General features: G+C 41.3%; 17 protein-coding genes and 2 pseudogenes. All 19 read left to right on the top strand.

The genetic code is table 11. The features are described from left to right. Positions 1-4: 4 nt before the first annotated feature. Positions 5-2,914 (top strand): annotated as a pseudogene (locus BK575_RS20330) (PolC-type DNA polymerase III); the annotation flags it as partial. 729 nt (positions 2,915-3,643) lie between these two features. After that, positions 3,644-5,470, top strand: coding sequence for a group II intron reverse transcriptase/maturase (gene ltrA / locus BK575_RS20320; RefSeq protein ID WP_078413214.1), 1,827 nt, complete (start codon positions 3,644-3,646; stop codon positions 5,468-5,470). Positions 5,471-5,567: 97 nt separating this feature from the next. Then, a pseudogene (locus tag BK575_RS20315) lies at positions 5,568-6,983 on the top strand (PolC-type DNA polymerase III); the annotation flags it as partial. 178 nt (positions 6,984-7,161) lie between these two features. Beyond that, positions 7,162-7,629, top strand: coding sequence for a ribosome maturation factor RimP (rimP, locus tag BK575_RS20310; protein WP_078413210.1), 468 nt, complete (start codon positions 7,162-7,164; stop codon positions 7,627-7,629). Positions 7,630-7,660: 31 nt separating this feature from the next. Next, positions 7,661-8,797: a transcription termination factor NusA gene (gene nusA, locus BK575_RS20305; protein WP_078413208.1), complete on the top strand. Its 1,137-nt coding sequence runs from the start codon at positions 7,661-7,663 to the stop codon at positions 8,795-8,797. A 13-nt stretch (positions 8,798-8,810) separates the two neighbouring features. Next, positions 8,811-9,095: an RNase P modulator RnpM gene (gene rnpM, locus BK575_RS20300; RefSeq protein ID WP_078413206.1), complete on the top strand. Its 285-nt coding sequence runs from the start codon at positions 8,811-8,813 to the stop codon at positions 9,093-9,095. Then, positions 9,092-9,394: a YlxQ family RNA-binding protein gene (locus BK575_RS20295; protein ID WP_078413204.1), complete on the top strand. Its 303-nt coding sequence runs from the start codon at positions 9,092-9,094 to the stop codon at positions 9,392-9,394. Before rnpM ends, BK575_RS20295 begins: the two co-directional genes overlap by 4 nt. Before the next feature lie 19 nt (positions 9,395-9,413). Continuing rightward, positions 9,414-11,573: a translation initiation factor IF-2 gene (gene infB / locus BK575_RS20290; RefSeq protein ID WP_078413202.1), complete on the top strand. Its 2,160-nt coding sequence runs from the start codon at positions 9,414-9,416 to the stop codon at positions 11,571-11,573. Further along, positions 11,570-11,848, top strand: coding sequence for a DUF503 domain-containing protein (locus BK575_RS20285; protein ID WP_078413200.1), 279 nt, complete (start codon positions 11,570-11,572; stop codon positions 11,846-11,848). Before infB ends, BK575_RS20285 begins: the two co-directional genes overlap by 4 nt. Before the next feature lie 14 nt (positions 11,849-11,862). Beyond that, positions 11,863-12,228, top strand: a complete 366-nt coding sequence (gene rbfA, locus BK575_RS20280; RefSeq protein ID WP_078413198.1) for a 30S ribosome-binding factor RbfA — start codon at positions 11,863-11,865, stop codon at positions 12,226-12,228. Between the two features lie 392 nt (positions 12,229-12,620). After that, entirely contained in the window at positions 12,621-13,532 is a 912-nt protein-coding gene (gene truB, locus BK575_RS20275; RefSeq protein WP_078413196.1) for a tRNA pseudouridine(55) synthase TruB, read from the top strand. A gap of 35 nt (positions 13,533-13,567) precedes the next feature. Further along, complete coding sequence (gene ribF, locus BK575_RS20270; protein ID WP_078414892.1) at positions 13,568-14,545, top strand: bifunctional riboflavin kinase/FAD synthetase; 978 nt, start codon at positions 13,568-13,570, stop codon at positions 14,543-14,545. Positions 14,546-14,670: 125 nt separating this feature from the next. Next, entirely contained in the window at positions 14,671-14,940 is a 270-nt protein-coding gene (rpsO, locus tag BK575_RS20265; RefSeq protein ID WP_028394509.1) for a 30S ribosomal protein S15, read from the top strand. A gap of 137 nt (positions 14,941-15,077) precedes the next feature. Further along, complete coding sequence (gene pnp / locus BK575_RS20260) at positions 15,078-17,195, top strand: polyribonucleotide nucleotidyltransferase (RefSeq protein ID WP_078413194.1); 2,118 nt, start codon at positions 15,078-15,080, stop codon at positions 17,193-17,195. Between the two features lie 134 nt (positions 17,196-17,329). Further along, entirely contained in the window at positions 17,330-18,310 is a 981-nt protein-coding gene (locus tag BK575_RS20255) for a polysaccharide deacetylase family protein (protein ID WP_078413192.1), read from the top strand. Between the two features lie 11 nt (positions 18,311-18,321). After that, entirely contained in the window at positions 18,322-19,563 is a 1,242-nt protein-coding gene (locus BK575_RS20250) for a M16 family metallopeptidase (protein ID WP_078413190.1), read from the top strand. A 307-nt stretch (positions 19,564-19,870) separates the two neighbouring features. Then, entirely contained in the window at positions 19,871-20,119 is a 249-nt protein-coding gene (locus tag BK575_RS20245) for a YlmC/YmxH family sporulation protein (RefSeq protein ID WP_078413188.1), read from the top strand. 284 nt (positions 20,120-20,403) lie between these two features. Then, positions 20,404-21,306 carry a dipicolinic acid synthetase subunit A gene (gene dpaA, locus BK575_RS20240; RefSeq protein ID WP_078413186.1) on the top strand — a complete coding sequence of 301 codons (903 nt, stop codon included), beginning with the start codon at positions 20,404-20,406 and terminating at the stop codon, positions 21,304-21,306. Beyond that, a complete protein-coding gene (locus BK575_RS20235) occupies positions 21,303-21,905 on the top strand; it encodes a dipicolinate synthase subunit B (RefSeq protein ID WP_078413184.1) in 603 nt (200 codons plus the stop codon). Before dpaA ends, BK575_RS20235 begins: the two co-directional genes overlap by 4 nt. Positions 21,906-22,009 lie beyond the last annotated feature (104 nt).

Raw genomic sequence — 22,009 nt, 5'->3', positions numbered from 1 at the left:
TTCGATGGAAGGTTTAACAAAAGAACAAAAAGAGCGATTTCAGCTCCTGCTTCAGCAGCTTGATTTAACAAGTGATGAGATTGTTCCTTATTTTGAACAAGCGGGGATTGAAAAGCTCGTTATTCATAAAGATCAAAAGCAATGGCATTTCCAATTTATCTTACAGCAAGTCTTGCCTTTTTCCGTTTATGAATTATTTTTAACAAGACTTCGAACTCAATTCTCCCATATTGCCAATGTGTCTTTTTCTATTAAAACACCTGTAAAAGAATGCTCACAGGATGATGTTCAGGCTTATTGGCCGCATTGTGTAGCGGAGCTGGAAGGCATTTCGCCAATGCTGCATGCTTTGTTAAAGGAGCAACTGCCTACTCTTAATGGTGTAAAGCTTCAATTGCAGACAAGAATCGATACAGAGGCACAAGCTCTTAAAAGGAAGTATGGGCAGCTCATTACAGATCAATACAGCGCATATGGATTTCCGGCTTTTCAGCTTGTGACAGAAGTCGTTCATTCAGAGGCAGATTATAATAAATTTGTGGAACGAAAAAAACAGGAAGACCAGGAAAAAGTACTGGCAGCCATTACTGAAATGCAGGCAAAAGAACAGGAAAAAGCGGCAGATGCAGCCGCTGAGCTGTCAGGGCCGCTTACAGTCGGCTATTTAATTAAAGATGAAGCAGTGCGCCTGGATTCCATTTTTGATGAAGAAAAGAAGATTACGATCCAAGGGTATGTATTTGCTTCAGAAACAAGAGAGCTGCGAAGCGGGAGAACTCTCTTAACTTTTAAAATCACCGATTATACGAATTCCATTATGGTGAAGATGTTCTCACGAGATAAAGAAGACATCCCGTTACTGAATGCGGTGAAAAAAGGAATGTGGCTGAAAGTTCGAGGCAGTGTGCAAAATGATACATTTGTCCGTGATCTGGTAATGATCGCCAATGACATTAATGAAGTTAAACCGGAAGGCCGTCAGGATACAGCTCCTGAAGGCGAAAAGCGTGTCGAGCTTCATTTACACACACCCATGAGTCAAATGGATGCAGTGACGCCTGTCAGTAAGCTTGTTGAACAAGCAAAAAAATGGGGGCATCCGGCTATCGCACTGACTGATCATGCGGTAGCTCAATCTTTTCCCGAAGCCTACTCGGCTGCTAAAAAAAACGGGATTAAGATGATATATGGGGTAGAGGCAAATTTAGTTGATGATGGCGTACCGATAGCCTACAACCTGACAAAACGAGAATTAGCGGATGCCACATATGTTGTTTTTGACGTGGAAACGACCGGCCTATCGGCAGTCTATGATACAATCATCGAGCTGGCGGCCGTAAAAGTGAAAGAAGGGGAAATTATTGATCGCTTTGAATCGTTCGCTAATCCCCACCGTCCTTTATCAGCAACCATTATCGAGCTCACTGGCATAACGGATGATATGGTACAGGATGCACCGGAAGTAGAAGAAGTGCTGCGCAAGTTTCACGAGTGGATCGGTGATGATGTGCTCGTAGCCCACAACGCAAGCTTTGATATGGGGTTTTTGAATACAGGTTTCCAAAAATTTGACTTTGGTAAAGCATCCAATCCTGTCATTGATACATTAGAGCTGGCACGTTTTCTATATCCGGAGATGAAAAATCACCGCCTCAACACGTTAGCGAAGAAACTTGATGTGGAATTAACACAGCATCACCGTGCCATATATGATGCGGAAGCAACCGGCTATATACTTGTTAAGATGTTAAAGGAAGCAATGGAAAGAGAGATTTCTTCTCATGACCAGTTAAATGATTACATGGGACAAGGCAACGCTTATCAAAGGGCAAGACCTTATCACGTAACCATCTTAGCTCAAAATGACATCGGTTTGAAAAATCTATTTAAATTGGTCTCGATTTCTCATCTGGAATACTTTTATCGGGTGCCGCGCATACCGAGATCAAAGCTTGAGAAGCATCGTGAAGGGTTGTTGATCGGAACGGCGTGCGACAGGGGCGAAGTGTTTGAGAACATGATGCAAAAGTCAGCGGAAGAGGCAGAAAAAGCCGCGGAGTTTTATGATTATATCGAGGTGCAGCCTCCTTCTAACTATGAACATTTAGTTGAAATGGAGTTTGTTCGTGATCAGAAAGCCTTACAGGAGATTATCTCCAATATCGTAAAGCTCGGAGAAAAAATGGACAAACCGGTTGTGGCCACGGGAAATGTACACTATTTGAATCCGGAAGATAAAATTTACCGCAAAATTTTAGTCAGTTCTCAAGGCGGTGCCAACCCGCTGAATCGTCACAAATTGCCGGATGTTCACTTTCGAACGACGAATGAAATGCTGGAGTGCTTTTCATTCTTAGCAGAAGAAAAAGCAAAAGAGATTGTTGTAACGAATACGCAAAAAGTAGCCGACCTCATCGGAGAAGTTAAACCGATTAAAGATGATTTATATACACCGAAAATTGAAGGTGCAGACGAGGAAATGCGTGAGATGAGCTATGCGATGGCTAGGAGCATTTACGGTGATCCGCTTCCGGAAATTGTAGAAGCCCGGCTTGAAAAAGAGTTAAAAAGCATCATCGGTCACGGGTTTGCCGTTATTTATTTGATTTCCCATAAGCTCGTAAAAAAATCATTGGATGACGGGTATCTTGTTGGTTCACGTGGATCAGTCGGATCGTCATTCGTTGCGACGATGACTGAAATCACAGAGGTCAATCCGCTCCCGCCGCATTACGTCTGTCCACAGTGCAAGCAATCCGAATTCTTTAATGACGGGTCAGTCGGTTCTGGCTTTGACCTGCCTGACAAAGATTGTCCAAACTGTAACGTGAGATATAAAAAAGACGGACATGATATCCCGTTTGAAACGTTCCTTGGATTTAAGGGAGATAAGGTACCGGACATCGATCTCAGTGCGACACGTTCTTAACTGAAAAGGTTAAGCATTAGCATCAGCTAGTAGAACTGCTATTCCGAAGTGTGGAATGATGGAGTAACGCCCTGAAACACACTCACTGAAGCTGCGGCAAGCGATCGCGATATTGCAAACATCAACATCGTTTGAAGCCCGTTAAAGTAGGCTGAAGTTCACCCTAACGTTTAGGACGAGGAAAGGGAGATACAAATCTTCTGTGAATGATAGGTCTGGTGTCTATAAAATTCCTATGGTTAGAATCAGTAGAATGACTGGGACGAACCCTCGACTGACTTTTCGTGAATGTCACGCAGCAGAAATGCTGCGGGGTCCAATGAGGACTTCTGAGTGTGGATGAGTAAGCGTTTGGTTATGAAAATCCATACTGTGTTACAGGCACAGTCAAGCTCAGCGGAATTTAGGGGGAACCTAAGGGAGTATATACAGATAGGAATAGTGGAACGTGTGAAGCTCTCGACATTAGAGGATGTTGCAGTCTAATGACGATGGTATGTGGAAAGGCAAAGTGCTATAACACATTTTACGAGAGTGGCAGTAGTGCCGTAGTACCGTTTACTGGAATGCCTGAGATGACTGAATAACGAATAAGTCGGAGGATAAAACATTTCAGAGGGAAGGGCACAAGTCGTTAACGTCGAAACAAAACCTACAAAAGTCAGATTCGTGTATGACTAAAGAGAAACGAAAACTTCATAAGGAAGTGATTAGTTGGCTGACTTAATGATTCAAAAATTAAGAAACAACGAATACTTCGGCTTACAGTCAACTTTTGATAATCTTTATGAAGAAAGCAAAAAGGGTCGATATTTTAAAAACATTTATGAGCTAATTATTTCTGAAGAAAACATTCAATTAGCCTTTCGAAACTTAAAAAGTAACACTGGCAGTAAAACGAAAGGTACCAACGGACACACAATCAAACATCTTAATAAAATGGATGCCAACAAGCTAATAAGATTAACGAAAAAGAGATTGGAAAACTACATGCCACATGCAGTAAGACGTGTACTTATCCCTAAATCCAACGGAAAAATGCGACCTTTAGGGATTCCAACGATTGAGGACCGATTAATTCAACAAATGTTCTTGCAAGTTTTGGAACCAATTGTTGAAGGGAAATTTCACCCGCAAAGCTATGGGTTTCGACCAAAACGAAGTACCCATGATGCTTTAGCAAGGTGTTATCATATGGTCAATCACAGTCATCAACACTTTGTAGTGGATGTAGACATTAAAGGTTTCTTTGATAACGTTAATCATAAAAAGCTTATGAGGCAGCTATGGACAATTGGAATAAGGGACAAAAAAGTGTTATCGATCATCAAAAAAATGCTAAAGACGGAAGTTGAGGGTGAAGGTATTCCTGTTAAAGGGACTCCTCAAGGCGGCATATTATCCCCATTACTAGCCAATGTTGTCTTAAATGAACTTGACTGGTGGGTGTCAAACCAATGGGAAACAAAGCCGACAAGAGTGCCTTATAAATTGAAACGCAATAAAACGGATGCACTTAAAAAGACAAAATTGAAACCAATGTATCTTGTAAGGTATGCAGATGACTTTAAAATCTTCACAAATTCCTACGACAATGCTAGAAAGATTAAAATAGCAGTAGAGAAGTGGCTCAAAGAAAGACTGGGGCTTGAAATTAGTGAAGAGAAAAGTAAAATCACAAACTTACGAAAAAACGGTACAGACTTTTTAGGAGTTCGATTTAGAGCTGTTCAAAAAGGAAATGCCAAAACAGGTTATATCGTAAACTCAAAGATGGACCCGAAAGCAAAAGAGAAGGTACTAGGCGTTATTCGCCACCAACTCGTTAAGATGAGGAAAAGTCCTACTCCAGAGAAAGTGATGAATTTTAATTCGAACATTCTTGGTTTACACAACTATTACAAAGTCGCAACGAGAATTTCTCAAGAATTTAATGAGATAAGGCATAAAGTTCATCCGAATATAAAATCATTGATGTTTAGAAACGTCTTTGTTCATACAAAGGAAACAAATAATGTCATTGATAAGTTCTATGGAGATTACAATTGTCCAAGATTTAAAAGCAATGGATTACTGGTCTATCCTATTGAAGCAATTCGACATGATATACGAGGTCAAAGAGACCCTAACTTCTCAATTTATAATAAAAAGGATAGGGCATCAATTCATAAAGAAATAAAGCATGTGTCTGTTCGTGAGATTGAAATGTTTCGTAAAGGAATATATAAAGCGAAAAGTGTTTTATATGAAAACAACCGCTTAAGCAAATATGTTGCTCAAAAAGGGTGCTGCGGCATTACAGGGGAACGATTGACTCCTCATAATGCTATATGCCACCATATTAAGCCAACAGCTCAAGGCGGTAATGATGGCTATGATAACTTGATTATTATTAATAAGAAATATCATATGTTCATTCATAATAAAGATCCACTTTCTAATAAAGACTACAAAAAAATGTTAGCCAAGTTTGAAAAGAAAGCATTAAACAAACTAAATAAGCTAAGAACGGAAGTAGGAAATCCAAAACTTAGCTTATAACATTCGACTAAGTTAACGATGGAACGCCGTGTGAGTGTGAAAGCCTCATGCACGGTGTGGAGTGGGGGAAAAGCTGGAGATAGCTTCAAAGGCTTACCTATCACTATATTTCTCGGGGGAATATCAGCCCCGCGCCCACCACTATACAAAGGTTCTGTTCGGAGAGGACAATGTATATCGGGCGGGTACAATCGGTACAGTAGCCGAGAAAACGGCATATGGATATGTAAAGGGATATGCGGGTGATCATAATCTTCACTTACGTGGAGCGGAAGTGGACCGTTTAGTAGCCGGATGTACCGGTGTAAAGAGAACAACCGGGCAGCATCCGGGCGGTATCATTGTTATTCCGGATTATATGGATGTTTTTGATTTTACACCGATTCAATATCCGGCCGATGCGACAGGAGCCGAGTGGAGAACGACGCATTTTGATTTCCATTCGATTCACGATAATGTATTAAAGCTTGATATACTCGGACACGATGATCCGACGGTGATTCGTATGCTGCAAGATTTAAGCGGCATTGACCCGAAAACCATTCCAACGGATGATCCTGAAGTCATGAAAATTTTTAGCGGTACAGAGTCGCTGGGCGTAACGGAAGAACAAATTATGTGTAAAACGGGAACACTTGGGATTCCGGAATTCGGGACACGTTTCGTCCGTCAAATGTTGGAGGATACAAAACCGACGACCTTCTCGGAGCTTGTGCAAATCTCGGGTCTTTCCCATGGAACCGACGTATGGTTAGGGAATGCGCAAGAGCTTATCCATAACGGTACATGTAATCTATCTGAAGTAATCGGATGCCGCGATGACATCATGGTTTATTTGATTTACCAAGGATTGGAACCGTCCCTTGCCTTTAAAATCATGGAGTCAGTGCGTAAAGGAAAAGGATTGAGTCCGGAGTTTGAAGAAGAAATGATCAAAAATGGGGTACCTGCGTGGTACATCGATTCTTGTAAGAAGATTAAGTACATGTTCCCTAAGGCGCATGCCGCTGCGTACGTATTAATGGCCGTAAGGATTGCTTACTTTAAAGTGCATCATCCCCTTCTTTATTATGCGGCGTATTTTACGGTACGTGCAGATGATTTTGATATTGATACAATGGTCAAGGGTTCAAGCCCGATTCGTGCCAAAATTGAAGAGATCAACGCAAAAGGTTTGGATGCTGCACCAAAAGAGAAAAGCTTGCTTACCGTTTTGGAACTCGCTCTTGAGATGTGTGAACGCGGTTTTTCTTTCGGGAAAGTTGATTTATACCGTTCGAGTGCAACGGAATTCATTATTGATGGAAATTCTTTAATCCCGCCGTTTAATTCCATTCCTGGACTCGGAACAAATGCGGCCTTGAACATTGTGAAAGCAAGGGGAGAAGGAGAATTCCTATCGAAGGAAGATTTACAGCAGCGTGGGAAAATCTCCAAGACCATTCTTGAGTATTTAGATAACCATGGATGTCTGGAATCGTTGCCAGACCAGAACCAGCTTTCATTATTCTAATTTGCATAAAAAATGTGATTATGTTATAGTAATGATGGAAATGCTAAGAATGACGAAGACAAAGAGTGGGGAAACCCACTCTTTCCTATTGTTATCATCTAATATGTTTCCCTGCTCATTCGGCAGGGAATTTTTATCAAAAAGACCATTATAGGGTGTCGTTAAAAGGAGGAATACAATGAGCAAGGTCACAGAGATTGTGGAAGGATTAGTGACACCTATTTTAAATGATATGAATTTGGAACTTGTAGACATTGAATACGTAAAAGAAGGGAAAGAATGGTTCTTGCGCGTATTTATTGATTCAGAAAAAGGAATTGATATTGACGAGTGTGCTGCTGTGAGCGAGCGTCTTAGCGAAAAAATGGATGAGCATGATCCGGTTCCGCACAATTACTTTTTAGAGGTATCCTCTCCTGGTGCTGAACGTCCATTAAAGAAAGTATCAGACTTCGAGCGTTCAATTGGCAAAAATGTATACATAAAAACGTATGAACCAATTGATGGAGAAAAAGAATTTGAAGGTGAGCTCACGTCGTTTGATGGGCAAACTATCACCATTACCGTCAAAATTAAAACAAGAAAGAAAACGATTGAAATTCCTTACGAGAAAGTGGCTCACGCACGACTCGCAATCGTTTTTTAAGTTTGACTGAGCAGATTAAGGGGGAATGAATATGAGCAGTGAATTACTAGATGCCCTGGATTTATTGGAAAGAGAAAAAGGCATTGGCAAAGAAGTCATTATTGAAGCAATTGAAGCAGCATTAATTTCTGCTTATAAACGAAACTTTAACCAGGCACAAAACGTGCGTGTAGATTTAAATTTAGAAAAAGGCTCAATGCGTGTGTTTGCCCGTAAAGATGTCGTGGATGAAGTATTTGATCCACGTTTGGAAATTTCCGTGGAAGAAGCACAAAGCATTAATCCGAACTACCAAGTAGACGACGTGGTAGAAATCGAAGTGACACCGAAAGACTTCGGCCGAATTGCAGCTCAAACAGCAAAACAGGTCGTCACTCAGCGTGTACGTGAAGCAGAGCGCGGCGTCATATATTCAGAATTCATCGACCGTGAAGAAGATATTATGACAGGTATTGTACAGCGCCAGGATTCCCGCTTCATTTATGTAAGCTTAGGAAAAATCGAGGCGCTTCTTCCGTTGAACGAGCAAATGCCAAACGAGCAATATAAGCCGCATGATCGTATAAAAGTTTACATTACAAAAGTAGAAAGAACAACAAAGGGTCCGCAAATCTATGTGTCTCGTACACATCCTGGTTTGCTGAAACGTTTGTTCGAAAAAGAAGTACCGGAAATTTATGATGGTACGGTGGAAATCAAGTCTGTTTCCCGTGAAGCTGGAGATCGTTCTAAGATTTCGGTTCATTCTGACTTAGCGGATGTCGATCCGGTAGGGTCTTGTGTCGGTCCTAAAGGTCAGCGTGTGCAGGCTGTTGTAAACGAACTGAAAGGCGAAAAGATTGACATCGTGCGCTGGTCAAAAGACCCGGTGGAATTCGTGGCAAATGCATTAAGTCCTTCCAAAGTGCTGGATGTCATGGTCGATGAGAACGAAAAAGCAACAACGGTCATCGTTCCTGATTATCAACTGTCTTTAGCGATTGGTAAAAAAGGGCAAAATGCTCGTTTAGCCGCTAAGCTAACAGGCTGGAAAATTGACATCAAGAGTGAATCAGAAGCCGAACAAGACGGCATTTATCCAAGAATGTTCGCGGTAAACGGTACACATGACGAAGAAGATAATGCAGAGAACGATACATTCGATGCAATAGAAAACGAAGTCGAATAAGAGGTGAAACCGGGTGAACAATCGTAAAAAAGTACCGATGCGCAAGTGTGTGGCTACACAAGAAATGAAGCCTAAAAAAGAGCTTGTACGAATCGTTCGCTCGAAGGAAGGCGAAGTATCAGTTGATTTAACAGGTAAAAAGTCTGGTCGCGGAGCTTATTTAAGCAAAGATAAAGATGCCATTCTACTTGCGAAAAAGCGCAATACATTAGCTAATCATTTAGATGCAGCGATTAGCGATGAGATTTATGAGGAGCTTTTGGAGCTTGTCGAAAAGGAGAAAAAGGCGGACTCATGAAACAAGAACAATGGCAATCTTTCTTAGGACTAGCAAATCGAGCGCGAAAAGTCATTTCAGGTGAAGAACTGGTCATTAATGACGTTCGGAAACAGAAAGCAAAAGTGGTTTTATTATCATCAGATGCCTCAGCCAATACGATTAAAAAAGTGTCGGACAAATGTTCGTTTTACAAAGTGCCCCTTAAGCATGTACCGGACCGCTATCAACTGGGACAGGCGATTGGCAAAGATGCACGAGTAGTCGTGGCGATTACGGACGAGGGATTTGCGAAGAAGCTGATGACAATGCTCGATTAATTTTTTTGGGGGTGAAAGTATGAGTAAAGTTCGTGTATACGAATATGCAAAAAAACATAATCTTTCAAGTAAAGATGTGATCAATAAATTAAAAGAACATGGTGTAGAAGTGTCTAATCACATGGCAACCATTGAAGGAGATTCTGTACAAAAATTGGATTCATTTTTCTTGAAAAACAATAAGGGCGGGGTATCAGTTTCTTCTGCTCCTGTTATTAAACAAACATTAAAGAGCTATGAAGAAGAAGATGCTCCTGCTGCGGGAGAAGAAAAATTCGGCAAAAAGAAACCGCAGGTAAAAGGACCGGGATCAAACGATAAGAAGCCGTTCAACCGAGGCAACAATAACCGCAATAATAAAAAAGGCAAAAGACCTCAGCAACAAAACACACCATACCAGCCTCAGCCAAGAAAAGAAAGACCGCTTCCAGAGAAAATCACTTTCTCAGAAAGCTTAACGGTGACAGAACTGGCGAAGAAATTAGGAAAAGAGCCGTCTGAGATCATCAAAAAACTTTTCCTTTTAGGTGTCATGGCTACGATCAACCAAGAGCTTGATAAAGATGCCATCGAATTAATCGCAGGCGAGTACGGTGTAGAAGTGGAAGAAGAAATTATCATCAATGAAAAAGAGTTCGAAACGATTGAAATCATTGATGATGAGAAAGATCTTCGCGAGCGTCCGCCGGTTGTAACGATCATGGGTCACGTTGACCATGGTAAAACAACGCTTCTTGATTCAATTCGTAATACAAAAGTAACAGCAGGTGAAGCAGGGGGAATTACCCAGCATATCGGTGCTTATCAAGTAGAAGTAAACGATAAGAAAATTACGTTCTTGGATACACCTGGTCACGCAGCGTTTACGACGATGCGCGCGCGCGGTGCACAAGTAACGGATATCACCATTCTTGTTGTAGCTGCAGATGATGGTGTTATGCCGCAAACAGTTGAGGCTATCAACCATGCTAAAGCAGCTGAAGTACCTCTTATCGTGGCGGTCAACAAAATCGATAAAGAAACAGCTAACCCTGATCGTGTGATGCAAGAATTGACAGAGCACGGCATCGTCGCAGAAGCATGGGGCGGAGATACAATCTTCTGTCCACTGTCCGCTTTAACAGGAGAAGGAATCGATAATTTACTTGAAATGATTCTTCTTGTAAGTGAGGTAGAAGAATATAAAGCAAATCCAAGCCGCCGTGCATTAGGTACGGTTATTGAAGCACAATTGGATAAAGGACGCGGATCTGTTGCTACATTATTGGTTCAAAATGGAACATTGCGTGTTGGTGATCCAATTGTTGTCGGTAATACATTCGGCCGTGTTCGTGCAATGGTCAATGACCTTGGCCGCCGCGTAAAAGAAGCAGGACCTTCTACACCTGTTGAAATTACAGGGTTGAATGAGGTTCCTCTTGCGGGAGATCGTTTCATGGTATTTGAAGATGAGAAAAAGGCTCGCCAAATCGGTGAAGCGCGTGCCCAAAAACAACTGCAAGAACAGCGCGGAGAGAAATCGCGTGTAAGTCTTGAGGACTTGTTCGAAAAAATTAAACAAGGTGAAATGAAAGACTTGAACGTCATCGTAAAAGCGGATGTTCAAGGTTCTGTTGAAGCGTTAGCAGCGTCTTTACGTAAAATTGAGGTAGAAGGCGTAAACGTTAAAATCATTCATACGGGTGTAGGGGCGATTACGGAATCCGATATTATTTTAGCAACGGCTTCAAATGCTATTGTCATCGGCTTCAACGTCCGTCCGGATGTCAATGCAAAACGGACAGCAGAAGCAGAAGAAGTAGATGTTCGTCTTCACCGCATCATCTATAACGTAATCGATGAAATCGAATCAGCGATGAAAGGGATGCTTGATCCTGAATTCGAAGAAAAAGTCATCGGTCAGGTGGAAGTGCGTACAACGTTTAAAGTATCTAAAATTGGTACGATTGCGGGAAGCTATGTAACGGACGGTAAAATTACGCGTGACAGCAGCATTCGCTTAATTCGTGACGGCATCGTTATTTTCGAAGGGGAAGTTGACGCGCTTAAGCGTTTCAAAGATGATGCAAAAGAAGTATCTCAAGGATATGAATGCGGTATTACCCTTAAAAATTTCAATGATATTAAAGAAGGAGACATCATTGAAGCATACGTCATGCAAGAAATCGAACGCAAATGATCGCATATGTTGAATGTGAGTGCCTCATCTACGATGCAGCATCTCTGAAGGAAAAGCGTGCTGTCCTTCAACGCATTATCATGAGATTGAAACAGCGTTATAATATATCTGTTTCGGAATTGGATTACCAAGATACTTGGCAGCGAACCAAGATTGGAATGGTGGCCATCTCATCAACACGCCAATCGACAGAAAAAGAGTTGCAGCAAGCTTTGAGCATGATCGATTCTTTTCCGGAAATTGAGCGTGCAGAGACATCGTTCGAGTGGTTATAAGTGAGGTGATACGGATGAAGATAAGACCAAACAGAGTTGGCGAACAGATGAAAAAAGAATTAGGTGAAATCATCAGTCGCAAAATTAAAGATCCTCGCATTGGCTTTGTTACGGTAACAGACGTACAGGTGACAGGAGATTTACAGCAGGCGAAAGTATTCATCTCGGTTTTAGGTGATGAAGAACAACGCCAAAATACGTTAAAAGGTTTAGCAAAAGCAAAAGGCTTTATTCGATCTGAAATCGGTCAGCGTATTCGTCTTCGTAAAACTCCTGAAATCATCTTTGAATTCGATGAGTCAATCGACTACGGAAACCGCATTGAATCATTGCTTCATGAAATTCAAAAAGAGCAAAACGAAGATCAAGACAATCAGTAACCTATCAATATAAGAAAGATGCTTCAACGTAAAATGAAAACGTTGAAGCGAAAATCTTAAAAACATGATGAACCGCCATCAGAAATCCATTGAATTTCAAGATTTCTGCGGCGGTTCATTTCAGTTAAAGAGATATAAAGGAGAGTTTATCCCGCATTAACGGGCATTAACCTTCCCGCTGATGGAAGATCCCTTTAGTCAATAAGGGTCCAGTAATCGTGAATAACGGATAAATATTAGATGGATGAAGCTGTATAAGAAAAGTACATTAGCAATGATGTGGAAAGACTATAGGTGTGCTCAAAAAGGACATGAAGTTCGAATGTCATTTTCCCCGGATTTTTTGAACAATCTCTATTACATAACATCATGTACAAAAGGAGTGTAACAGTGTGGAAGGCGTATTAGTGCTAAATAAACCAAAAGGGTTGACATCCCACGACTGCGTATTTAAAGTGCGTAAGCTATTAAGAACGAAAAAAGTGGGACATACAGGTACGCTCGATCCTGATGTAACAGGTGTATTACCAATTTGCATTGGGCGGGCGACGAAAATCGTTGAATATTTAACGGCTGCTACGAAAACGTATGAAGGAGAAGTAACACTCGGTTTTTCTACGACAACAGAAGATGCGTCTGGTGAAACGGTAGATGAGAAAGCAGTGTCCGCTCCTATCACTCGAAGTGAAATTTTACAGGTACTCGCCTCTCTTACGGGTACAATCGAGCAAACGCCTCCCATGTATTCGGCCGTAAAAGTGAATGGGAAAAAATTATACGAGTATGCGCGGGCCGGAATCGAAGTGGAGCGTCCAACAAGAACAATTACGATTCATGAGCTGGTACTCCTCGATGACCGCCAGTTGTTTGAGGGAGACACCGTTTCTTTTCGTTTTCGCGTGACAGGGAGTAAAGGGACTTACGTTCGGACACTTGCCGTTATGATTGGAGAGAAATTAGGCTATCCTGCGCATATGTCCGACTTAATCCGTACCGGCTCAGGAGCATTTACATTGGAAGATTGCATAACATTTGAAGAACTAGAGAATTATGTGGAGCAAGAAAAGGTTCAAGACCGCCTTTTATCGATTGAACAGGCACTTAATCATTTGCCGAAACTGCAAATAAATGATAAATTAGCAGAGAAAGTAAAAAATGGAGCGGTACTGCCCGAACCAGCAGATTTTAAAATGGATGAAGGCCCATTTTTAATGATGGATTCGAGCGGAACGTGTTTAGCAATTTATGAAAAGCATCCTCAAAAGGAAGGCTTAATTAAACCAACAAAAGTATTAGCCATTTAACTTGCACTGTTGGAAGAGGAAAGGTGACGGGAATTTTGGTGACGATTGAGATTCAGCATCCACATCATTTCAGCCGGGAAGCAATGGCTCCTTCTGTGATGGCATTGGGGTATTTTGACGGTGTTCATTTAGGGCATCAAGAGGTGATTTTGACAGCGAAAAAATTGGCAGATCAACAAGGTCTTTCGAGTGCCGTCATGACGTTTTCCCCGCATCCTTCCGTCATCCTTGGGAGAGACGTGCAGCGTGTAGACATGATTACTCCGCTGAAAGAAAAACTTAAGCAAATTGAAGAACTGGGAATCGATATTTTATATCTGGTTCATTTTGACAAAGAGTTCGCCGGATTGCTTCCTCAACAATTTGTTGATCAATATATTATCGGTTTAAACGTACAGCATGTTGTAGCTGGGTTTGATTATTCGTACGGTAAACTTGGAAAAGGAACGATGGAGACCCTGCCGTTTCATTCGCGGAATATGTTCACCCAGACAACGGTGGAAAAATTGGCCATTAATGATGAAAAGGTGAGTTCGACTACTATCCGGAAGTGTTTACAAGAAGGAGAAGTAGAGCGGATTCCGTCTTTATTGGGAAGGCATTATACGTTAAAGGGAAAAGTGGTGGACGGGGACAAACGGGGGAGAACGATCGGTTTTCCCACGGCCAATATTGAACCCAGTGACGCCTATCTCATTCCAAGGATTGGGGTATACGCCGTAGAGATGCTCGTTCATGGAAAGTGGTATGAGGGAGTCTGTAATATTGGATACAAACCGACTTTTCACGAGCGTCTTGACAAGCCTACAATTGAAGTTCATCTCTTTTCCTTTGATGAACAAATTTACGGAGAGCCGGTTGTCGTAAAGTGGCATAAAATGCTGCGGACTGAAAAGAAATTCAAAGGGATAGAAGAGTTAGTAGCACAGATTAGTGCAGATAAGCAGGAGGCGATGGCTTATTTTTCATCGCAGCCACGGTCATCATTGTTAAAAAGTGTACGAAATCACTAAAAGACTTGCATTTAGCAGCCAAACATAGTAAGATAACAAATGTATGTTAGATAACCGTTTCTTGGCATGACGATTCACCAACGTCTTGCTAGGTCATCGGGGTTAAAATGAAGGAGGTGAATAGGATGGCTATCACTAAAGAACGTAAAAACGAACTTATCAGCCAGTACAAAACTCATGAGAGCGACACTGGTTCACCAGAGGTTCAAATTGCTGTCCTAACAGAGGAAATCAATAACTTAAACGAGCATTTACGTACTCACAAGAAGGATCATCACTCTCGTCGTGGTCTTTTGAAAATGGTAGGTAAACGTCGTAACTTACTTACTTATTTACGTAATAAAGACGTAACACGTTACCGTGAATTGATCAACAAGCTTGGATTACGTCGATAATTGTAAAAAAGCGGGATTTTTCCCGCTTTTTTAGTATGTAGATTTTACATAATATGAAATAGATTTTCGATTTTGTCCATAATAACAAATAGTTATTTTAGAGTAGATACACATAGTAGAGAGGGGCACTCGTGAATATGGAACACGAAAAACAAGTTTTCTCCATAGAACTAGCAGGCCGTCAACTGACAGTTGAAGTTGGGCAGCTTGCACAACAAGCAAATGGTGCTGCACTAATCCGTTATGGAGATACTGCTGTATTAAGTACAGCAACGGCATCAAAAGAACCAAAAAATTTAGACTTTTTCCCATTAACTGTGAACTATGAAGAAAGATTATATGCGGTAGGGAAAATTCCAGGTGGATTTATTAAACGTGAGGGCCGTCCAAGTGAAAAAGCTATCTTGGCAAGCCGTCTAATCGACCGACCAATCCGTCCGTTATTTGCAGACGGTTTTCGTAATGAAGTTCAAGTCATTAGTATCGTGATGAGTGTTGAACAAAACTGCTCTTCTGAAGTAGCAGCGATGTTTGGCTCGTCCCTTGCCCTTTCGATTTCTGATATTCCATTTGAGGGACCGATTGCTGGTGTCATTGTCGGACGAATCGATAATGAGTTTGTGATCAACCCTTCTGTTGAACAAATGGAAAAAAGCGATATTCACCTTGTTGTAGCGGGTACAAAAGATGCTATTAACATGGTAGAAGCAGGCGCAGATGAAGTACCGGAAGAAGTGATGCTTGAAGCTATCATGTTTGGCCACGAAGAAATCAAGCGATTAATTGCCTTCCAAGAAACGATTGTGGCAGCAGTGGGCAAAGAGAAAACGGATGTGCAATTATATGAGGTCGATAAAGAGCTTGAAGCGCAAATCCGTGAAATGGCAGGATCTGATATTAATGTTGCCGTGCAAGTAGTAGAAAAACATGCTCGTGAAGAAGCTATCACTGCTGTCAAAAAAGCTGTCGTTGAAAAATACGAAACGGAAGAAGCAGACGAAGCTACGTTAAAGCAAGTTAAAGAAATTTTATCTAAATTAGTCAAAGAAGAAGTTCGCCGTTTAATTACCGTTGAAAAAATTCGTCCAGACGGCCGCAAAATCGATCAAATTCGTCCACTTGCATCAGAAGTTGATCTATTGCCGCGGACACACGGATCTGGATTATTCAAACGTGGACAAACCCAAGCACTCAGCATTTGTACACTTGGTGCATTAGGTGATGTGCAAATTTTAGACGGACTTGGGATTGAAGAGTCCAAGCGTTTTATGCACCATTATAATTTCCCTTCATTCAGCGTTGGGGAAACAGGACCAATAAGAGGACCAGGCCGCCGCGAAATTGGTCACGGTGCTTTAGGAGAGCGCGCACTTGAACCAGTTATTCCGTCTGAAAAGGATTTTCCTTATACAGTCCGTCTTGTTTCGGAAGTATTAGAATCAAACGGATCGACATCTCAGGCGAGTATTTGTGCCAGTACATTAGCGATGATGGATGCAGGGGTGCCAATTAAAGCACCAGTGGCAGGAATTGCGATGGGACTTGTAAAATCCGGAGAACATTACACGATTTTAACGGATATTCAAGGGATGGAAGACCATTTAGGTGATATGGACTTTAAAGTAGCTGGAACAGCAAAAGGTGTAACGGCACTTCAAATGGATATTAAAATCGAAGGCTTATCCCGTGAGATTTTAGAAGAAGCCCTGCAGCAGGCAAAAACAGGTCGTATGCATATTTTAGAACATATGTTAACGATTATTAGTGAGCCAAGAACTGAGCTTTCTGCTTATGCGCCAAAAATCTTAACCATGACAATCAACCCTGACAAAATCCGTGATGTTATTGGACCAAGTGGAAAACAAATCAACAAAATCATCGAAGAAACAGGCGTTAAGATTGATATTGAGCAAGATGGTACAATCTTTATTTCTTCAATCAATCAAGAGATGAACCAAAAAGCGAAGAAAATTATTGAAGATATTGTACGTGAAGTCGAAGTCGGCCAAATGTACTTAGGAAAAGTGAAACGAATTGAGAAATTCGGAGCATTCGTGGAACTGTTCAGTGGTAAGGACGGCCTTGTGCATATTTCTGAACTTGCAGAAGAGCGAGTAGGAAAAGTAGAGGATGTTGTCGCCATCGGTGATGAAATTCTTGTTAAAGTAATGGAAATTGATAAACAAGGACGCGTCAACCTATCTCGAAAAGTCGTATTAAAAGAACAAAGAGAGCAAAAAGAGGCTCAACAATAAAGCACTGAAAGGCTGGGTAAATCCCGGCTTTTTTTCGCATATTCAGCTTAACTGCCCTTATATCCTTGTCCGCAGGTCTATGTTCTACCTTGTCCCCTCTATACATATTTTTTAGTATAAGGGGGGAAGCATAAGTGAAGAGAATAACGATTCAACTAGTGGCCTTTAGTGTTGTATTAGTTGTGACATACGGAACGGTTCAAAATCCGTATACGTCTTTTTATATTGATTCTTTAAAAGAAGAAGCACTGCCTGCTGCCAAAGAAATGAATGACCTCTATGAAGAAGTCAAATTAAAAGCAAAAAACTATGAAGTTGCACCTGAAAATGCTAAAGTGGATAAAGTGTGGAAACTTATTCCTGGCTATAACGGATTAAAAGTGGACATTAAGGCTTCATATGAGAATATGAAGCAAACGGGAACATTTGATGAGACCAAGTTGATTTATCAACAAATCTCCCCGTCTGTCCACATACAAGATCTCCCGCCGACTCCGATTTACAGAGGGCATCCGGAAAAGCCCATGGTCTCACTGCTTATTAATGTGGCATGGGGAAATGAATACATCCCGCCCATGTTGGAGACGCTGAAAAAACATCATGTAAAGGCCACGTTCTTCCTTGAAGGGAGATGGGTTAAGAACAATCCTGATGCGGCAAAAATGATTGTCGATGCAGGACATGAAATCGGAAATCATTCCTTTTCGCATCCCAATATGAAAACGTTGAGTGAAAACCAAATAAAACAAGAGCTGGAAAAGACAAATGCCGTGATTCAATCGGTCACGGGGCAGACATGTCAGTGGTTTGCTCCTCCGAGCGGAAGCTATCGCCAGGAAGTAGTCGATCAGGCAGCGCAGATGAAACTGGGGACAATTATGTGGAGCGTTGATACAGTGGACTGGCAGAAGCCTCAGCCAGATGTGCTCATTCAGCGTGTCATGACCAAAATTCATCCTGGAGCCATGGTATTGATGCATCCGACAGAAGCCACATCCAAAGCACTAGATCAATTAATCACACAAATTAAACAAAAAGGATATAGTTTGGGGGATGTATCCGATTTGTTAAGTGAAGAGCGAATCATAAAAAAACAATCCGTTCAAAAAAGATAGGAGGCACTCGCTTGATAAAACGATATACTTGTCAAAATGGTGTAAGAATCGTATTAGAAAATATTCCAACTGTTCGCTCAGTGGCAATAGGCGTTTGGATTGGAACAGGATCCCGCAACGAAACGCCTGAACTCAATGGGGTTTCCCATTTTTTAGAGCATATGTTTTTTAAAGGAACCAAAACAAGATCAGCAAGGGAAATTGCCGAAAGCTTTGATCGCATCGGAGGTCAAGTGAATGCATTTACGTCTAAGGAATATACGTGTTATTATGCGAAAGTACTAGATGAGCATGCCGATCAGGCCCTGGATGTATTAGCTGATATGTTTTTCAACTCCACTTTTGATGAAGAAGAGTTAAAGAAAGAGAAAAATGTCGTATATGAAGAAATTAAAATGTATGAAGATACACCGGATGATATTGTTCACGATTTGTTAAGCAAGGCTGTGTATGAAAAACATCCGCTGGGGTATCCGATTTTAGGCACCGAAGAAACATTGGAAACGTTTAACGGAGACACGCTCCGACAATATATGAATGAAATGTACATACCGGAAAATGTCGTAATCTCTATTGCCGGAAATGTGGACGAAAGCTTTATTAAAAAAGCGGAGCAATATTTTGGAACGTATGAAACAGGTCATGAACCGACTGTATTTGTCACGCCTCAATTCCATGCCAATCATCTTGCACGCAAAAAAGAAACAGAGCAAGCCCATTTATGTCTCGGCTTTAAAGGAATGCAAATCGGTCATAAAGATGTATACAGCTTAATTGTATTGAACAATGTGTTAGGCGGAAGCATGAGCAGCCGATTGTTCCAGGAGGTTCGTGAACAGCGCGGATTGGCTTATTCCGTATTTTCCTATCATTCTGCTTACCGTGATACCGGAATGCTGACCGTTTATGGCGGTACAGGCAGCAATCAGCTGGATATGTTGTATGACACAATCCAGGAAACGCTTTATCAGCTGAAAGATCAAGGGATTACCGAGAAAGAGCTGCATAACAGCAAAGAACAATTAAAAGGGAACTTAATGTTAAGCCTTGAAAGCACAAACAGCCGAATGAGCAGAAATGGGAAGAATGAATTGCTGCTCAGCCAGCACCGTTCATTAGATGAAATTATTGATCTTGTGAACAATGTGACTAAGGAAAGTGTCGATAATCTGGCAAGGGATATTTTTGCAGATACTTTTGCTCTCTCATTGATCAGTCCAAGCGGAGAAATGCCAAAAGGCCTCCAAAAATAATAAACCTACGTAATGAAATGGACATGGGGAAAAGAAAGCCCATGTCTATTTCATTTTTGTTACGCAAAGCGGTCAGGAAGTTCCCATAAGGGCTCTATTCCTGACCGTTTTTATTCGAGAATTTTTGTGAGTTGATGTGAATGGTCGTTTTGTACGAATGAGTTAAAAATTAATGAAAATGAGCATGATTATTTAAAAGTGCCTATAAAATAAATAGTAAGGCCAACCTTTTAAAAAGAAATTTTTCATCAGCAATGGTTTTACCACCTGTCAGAGAGGGATAAAAGCGAAAAAGAGGTGTTTGACTATGCGCTTAAGTGAATTAAGCGGAAAAGAAATTGTAGATGTAAAAAAAGCGGAAAGGCTCGGCGTTCTAGGGCAGACTGATTTAGAAATCAATGAGCAAACGGGACAGATTACGACGTTGATCATTCCGACGGTGAAATGGTTTGGGTTCAAACGTCAAGGAGGCGATATCCGGGTTCCATGGAGCCGCATAAAAAAAATCGGCTCTGATATGATTATTATTGATGTTGAAGAATATATCGAACAGTAAAGGTGTGCCATACGTATTTAATAGACGGCAAAAGTGATTTTTTACTGGCAGGCTCCGGTCACGAAATCCTATGATTTTACTGGATTTTTACGACGGGGTCTTTCAAGAGGGTGACTCCAAAGGACCATATTTGGTCCTTTGGAGTCACCCTCTTTGTTATTTTTCCTGAATGGCTAGTCAACGTTTCACCGATTTTTTCTTTCATACATACAATGTGGAAGTAACAGAGGCAATTGGGCACTTAAGAATATTCACATATATAACAAAAGAAGGTGGATAACAAGATGTTGACGGATATGCACATCGCGGTAATTGGCGGTGATGCCAGACAGCTAGAGGTTATTCGAAAATTAATAGAACTAGATGCCAAAATCTCTCTCGTTGGATTTGACCAACTAGATCACGGTTTTGCTGGAGCCACTAAATATCAAATTCATGAAGTAGATTTCTCGCAAATGGATGCCATCATTCTGCCTGTCCGCGGCACAAACCATGAAGGACAAATTGATACTATTTTTTCGAATGAAAAAGTGTATTTGAAAGAAGAAATGTTAAAGGTCACACCGGCTCATTGTACCATCTTTTCGGGGATTACAAATGATTACTTAAATCAGCTTATTCAGAATACAAACCGGGAGCTTGTTCAATTATTCGAACGAGACGATGTTGCCATTTACAATTCAATCCCGACAGTAGAGGGAACCATTATGCTGGCTATTCAACATACAGATTTTACGATTCACGGCTCAACCGTTGCGATATTAGGATTAGGGAGAGTTGGCATGAGCGTTGCACGTACGTTTGCAGCACTTGGTGCCAAAGTGAAAGTGGGAGCCAGAAAATCGGAACATCTTGCTCGAATTACAGAGATGGGCTTAACGCCGTTTCACTTGTCACAATTAGCCAGTGAAGTTTCCAATACTGATATTTGTATCAACACCATTCCTTATCAAGTACTGACAGCCAGTGTCATTTCCAAGATGCCTTCTCACTCTCTTATTATTGATTTAGCGTCTAAGCCTGGGGGAACCGATTTTCGCTATGCTGAAAAACGGGGAATTAAGGCAATGCTTGCTCCAAGCCTACCGGGTATTGTAGCCCCAAAAACCGCCGGTCAAATTGTGGCAAATATTCTCTGTGAATTATTATATGAGAATTTAGAAAAAAGAAAGGGGAATCAACCATGACGTTAAAAGGAAGACGAATTGGCTTTGGATTGACAGGATCTCATTGTACGTATGCGGAGGTAATGCCAGAAATCGAAAAGCTTGTTGAACTTGGAGCGGAAGTATTGCCTGTTGTTTCTTACACGGTACAAACAACAGATACGCGTTTTGGAAACGGGGAAGATTGGATTAAACGGGTGGAAGAAATTACAGGGAACAAAGTCATCGACAGTATTGTGAAAGCAGAGCCTCTTGGACCGAAAATCCCGCTTGATTGCATGGTCGTTGCCCCAATGACAGGAAATTCATTAAGTAAACTTGCTAACGCCATGAACGAGTCGCCTGTGTTAATGGCTGTAAAAGCCACGATAAGAAATCATAAACCAGCAGTATTAGGGATTTCGACAAATGACGCTCTCGGTTTAAATGGCATAAACATTATGCGCTTAATGGCAGCCAAAAATATTTATTTCATTCCATTTGGGCAAGATGCGCCGGAGCAAAAACCGAATTCTATGGTGGCTCGTATGAGCTTGTTAACCGACACCGTCATGGCTGCTTTAGAAGGAAAACAGCTTCAACCGGTCATTATTGAAAAATTTCGTGATAGCGAAAGCTAAACGAGATTGTTAGAATAGTATATAGTAAACGTCATACATGCCTCCCATGCTGCATCCTTTGTAACGCGGGAGGCTTCCAATGTGTTAAAAGAAAGGGTTTTCTG

The sequence above is a fragment of the Priestia abyssalis genome (assembly GCF_002019595.1).
GTDB lineage: Bacteria > Bacillota > Bacilli > Bacillales > Bacillaceae_H > Bacillus_BA > Bacillus_BA abyssalis.
The sequence above is the reverse complement of the archived record's forward strand: the minus strand, read 5'-3'. Positions and strand labels throughout refer to the sequence as shown.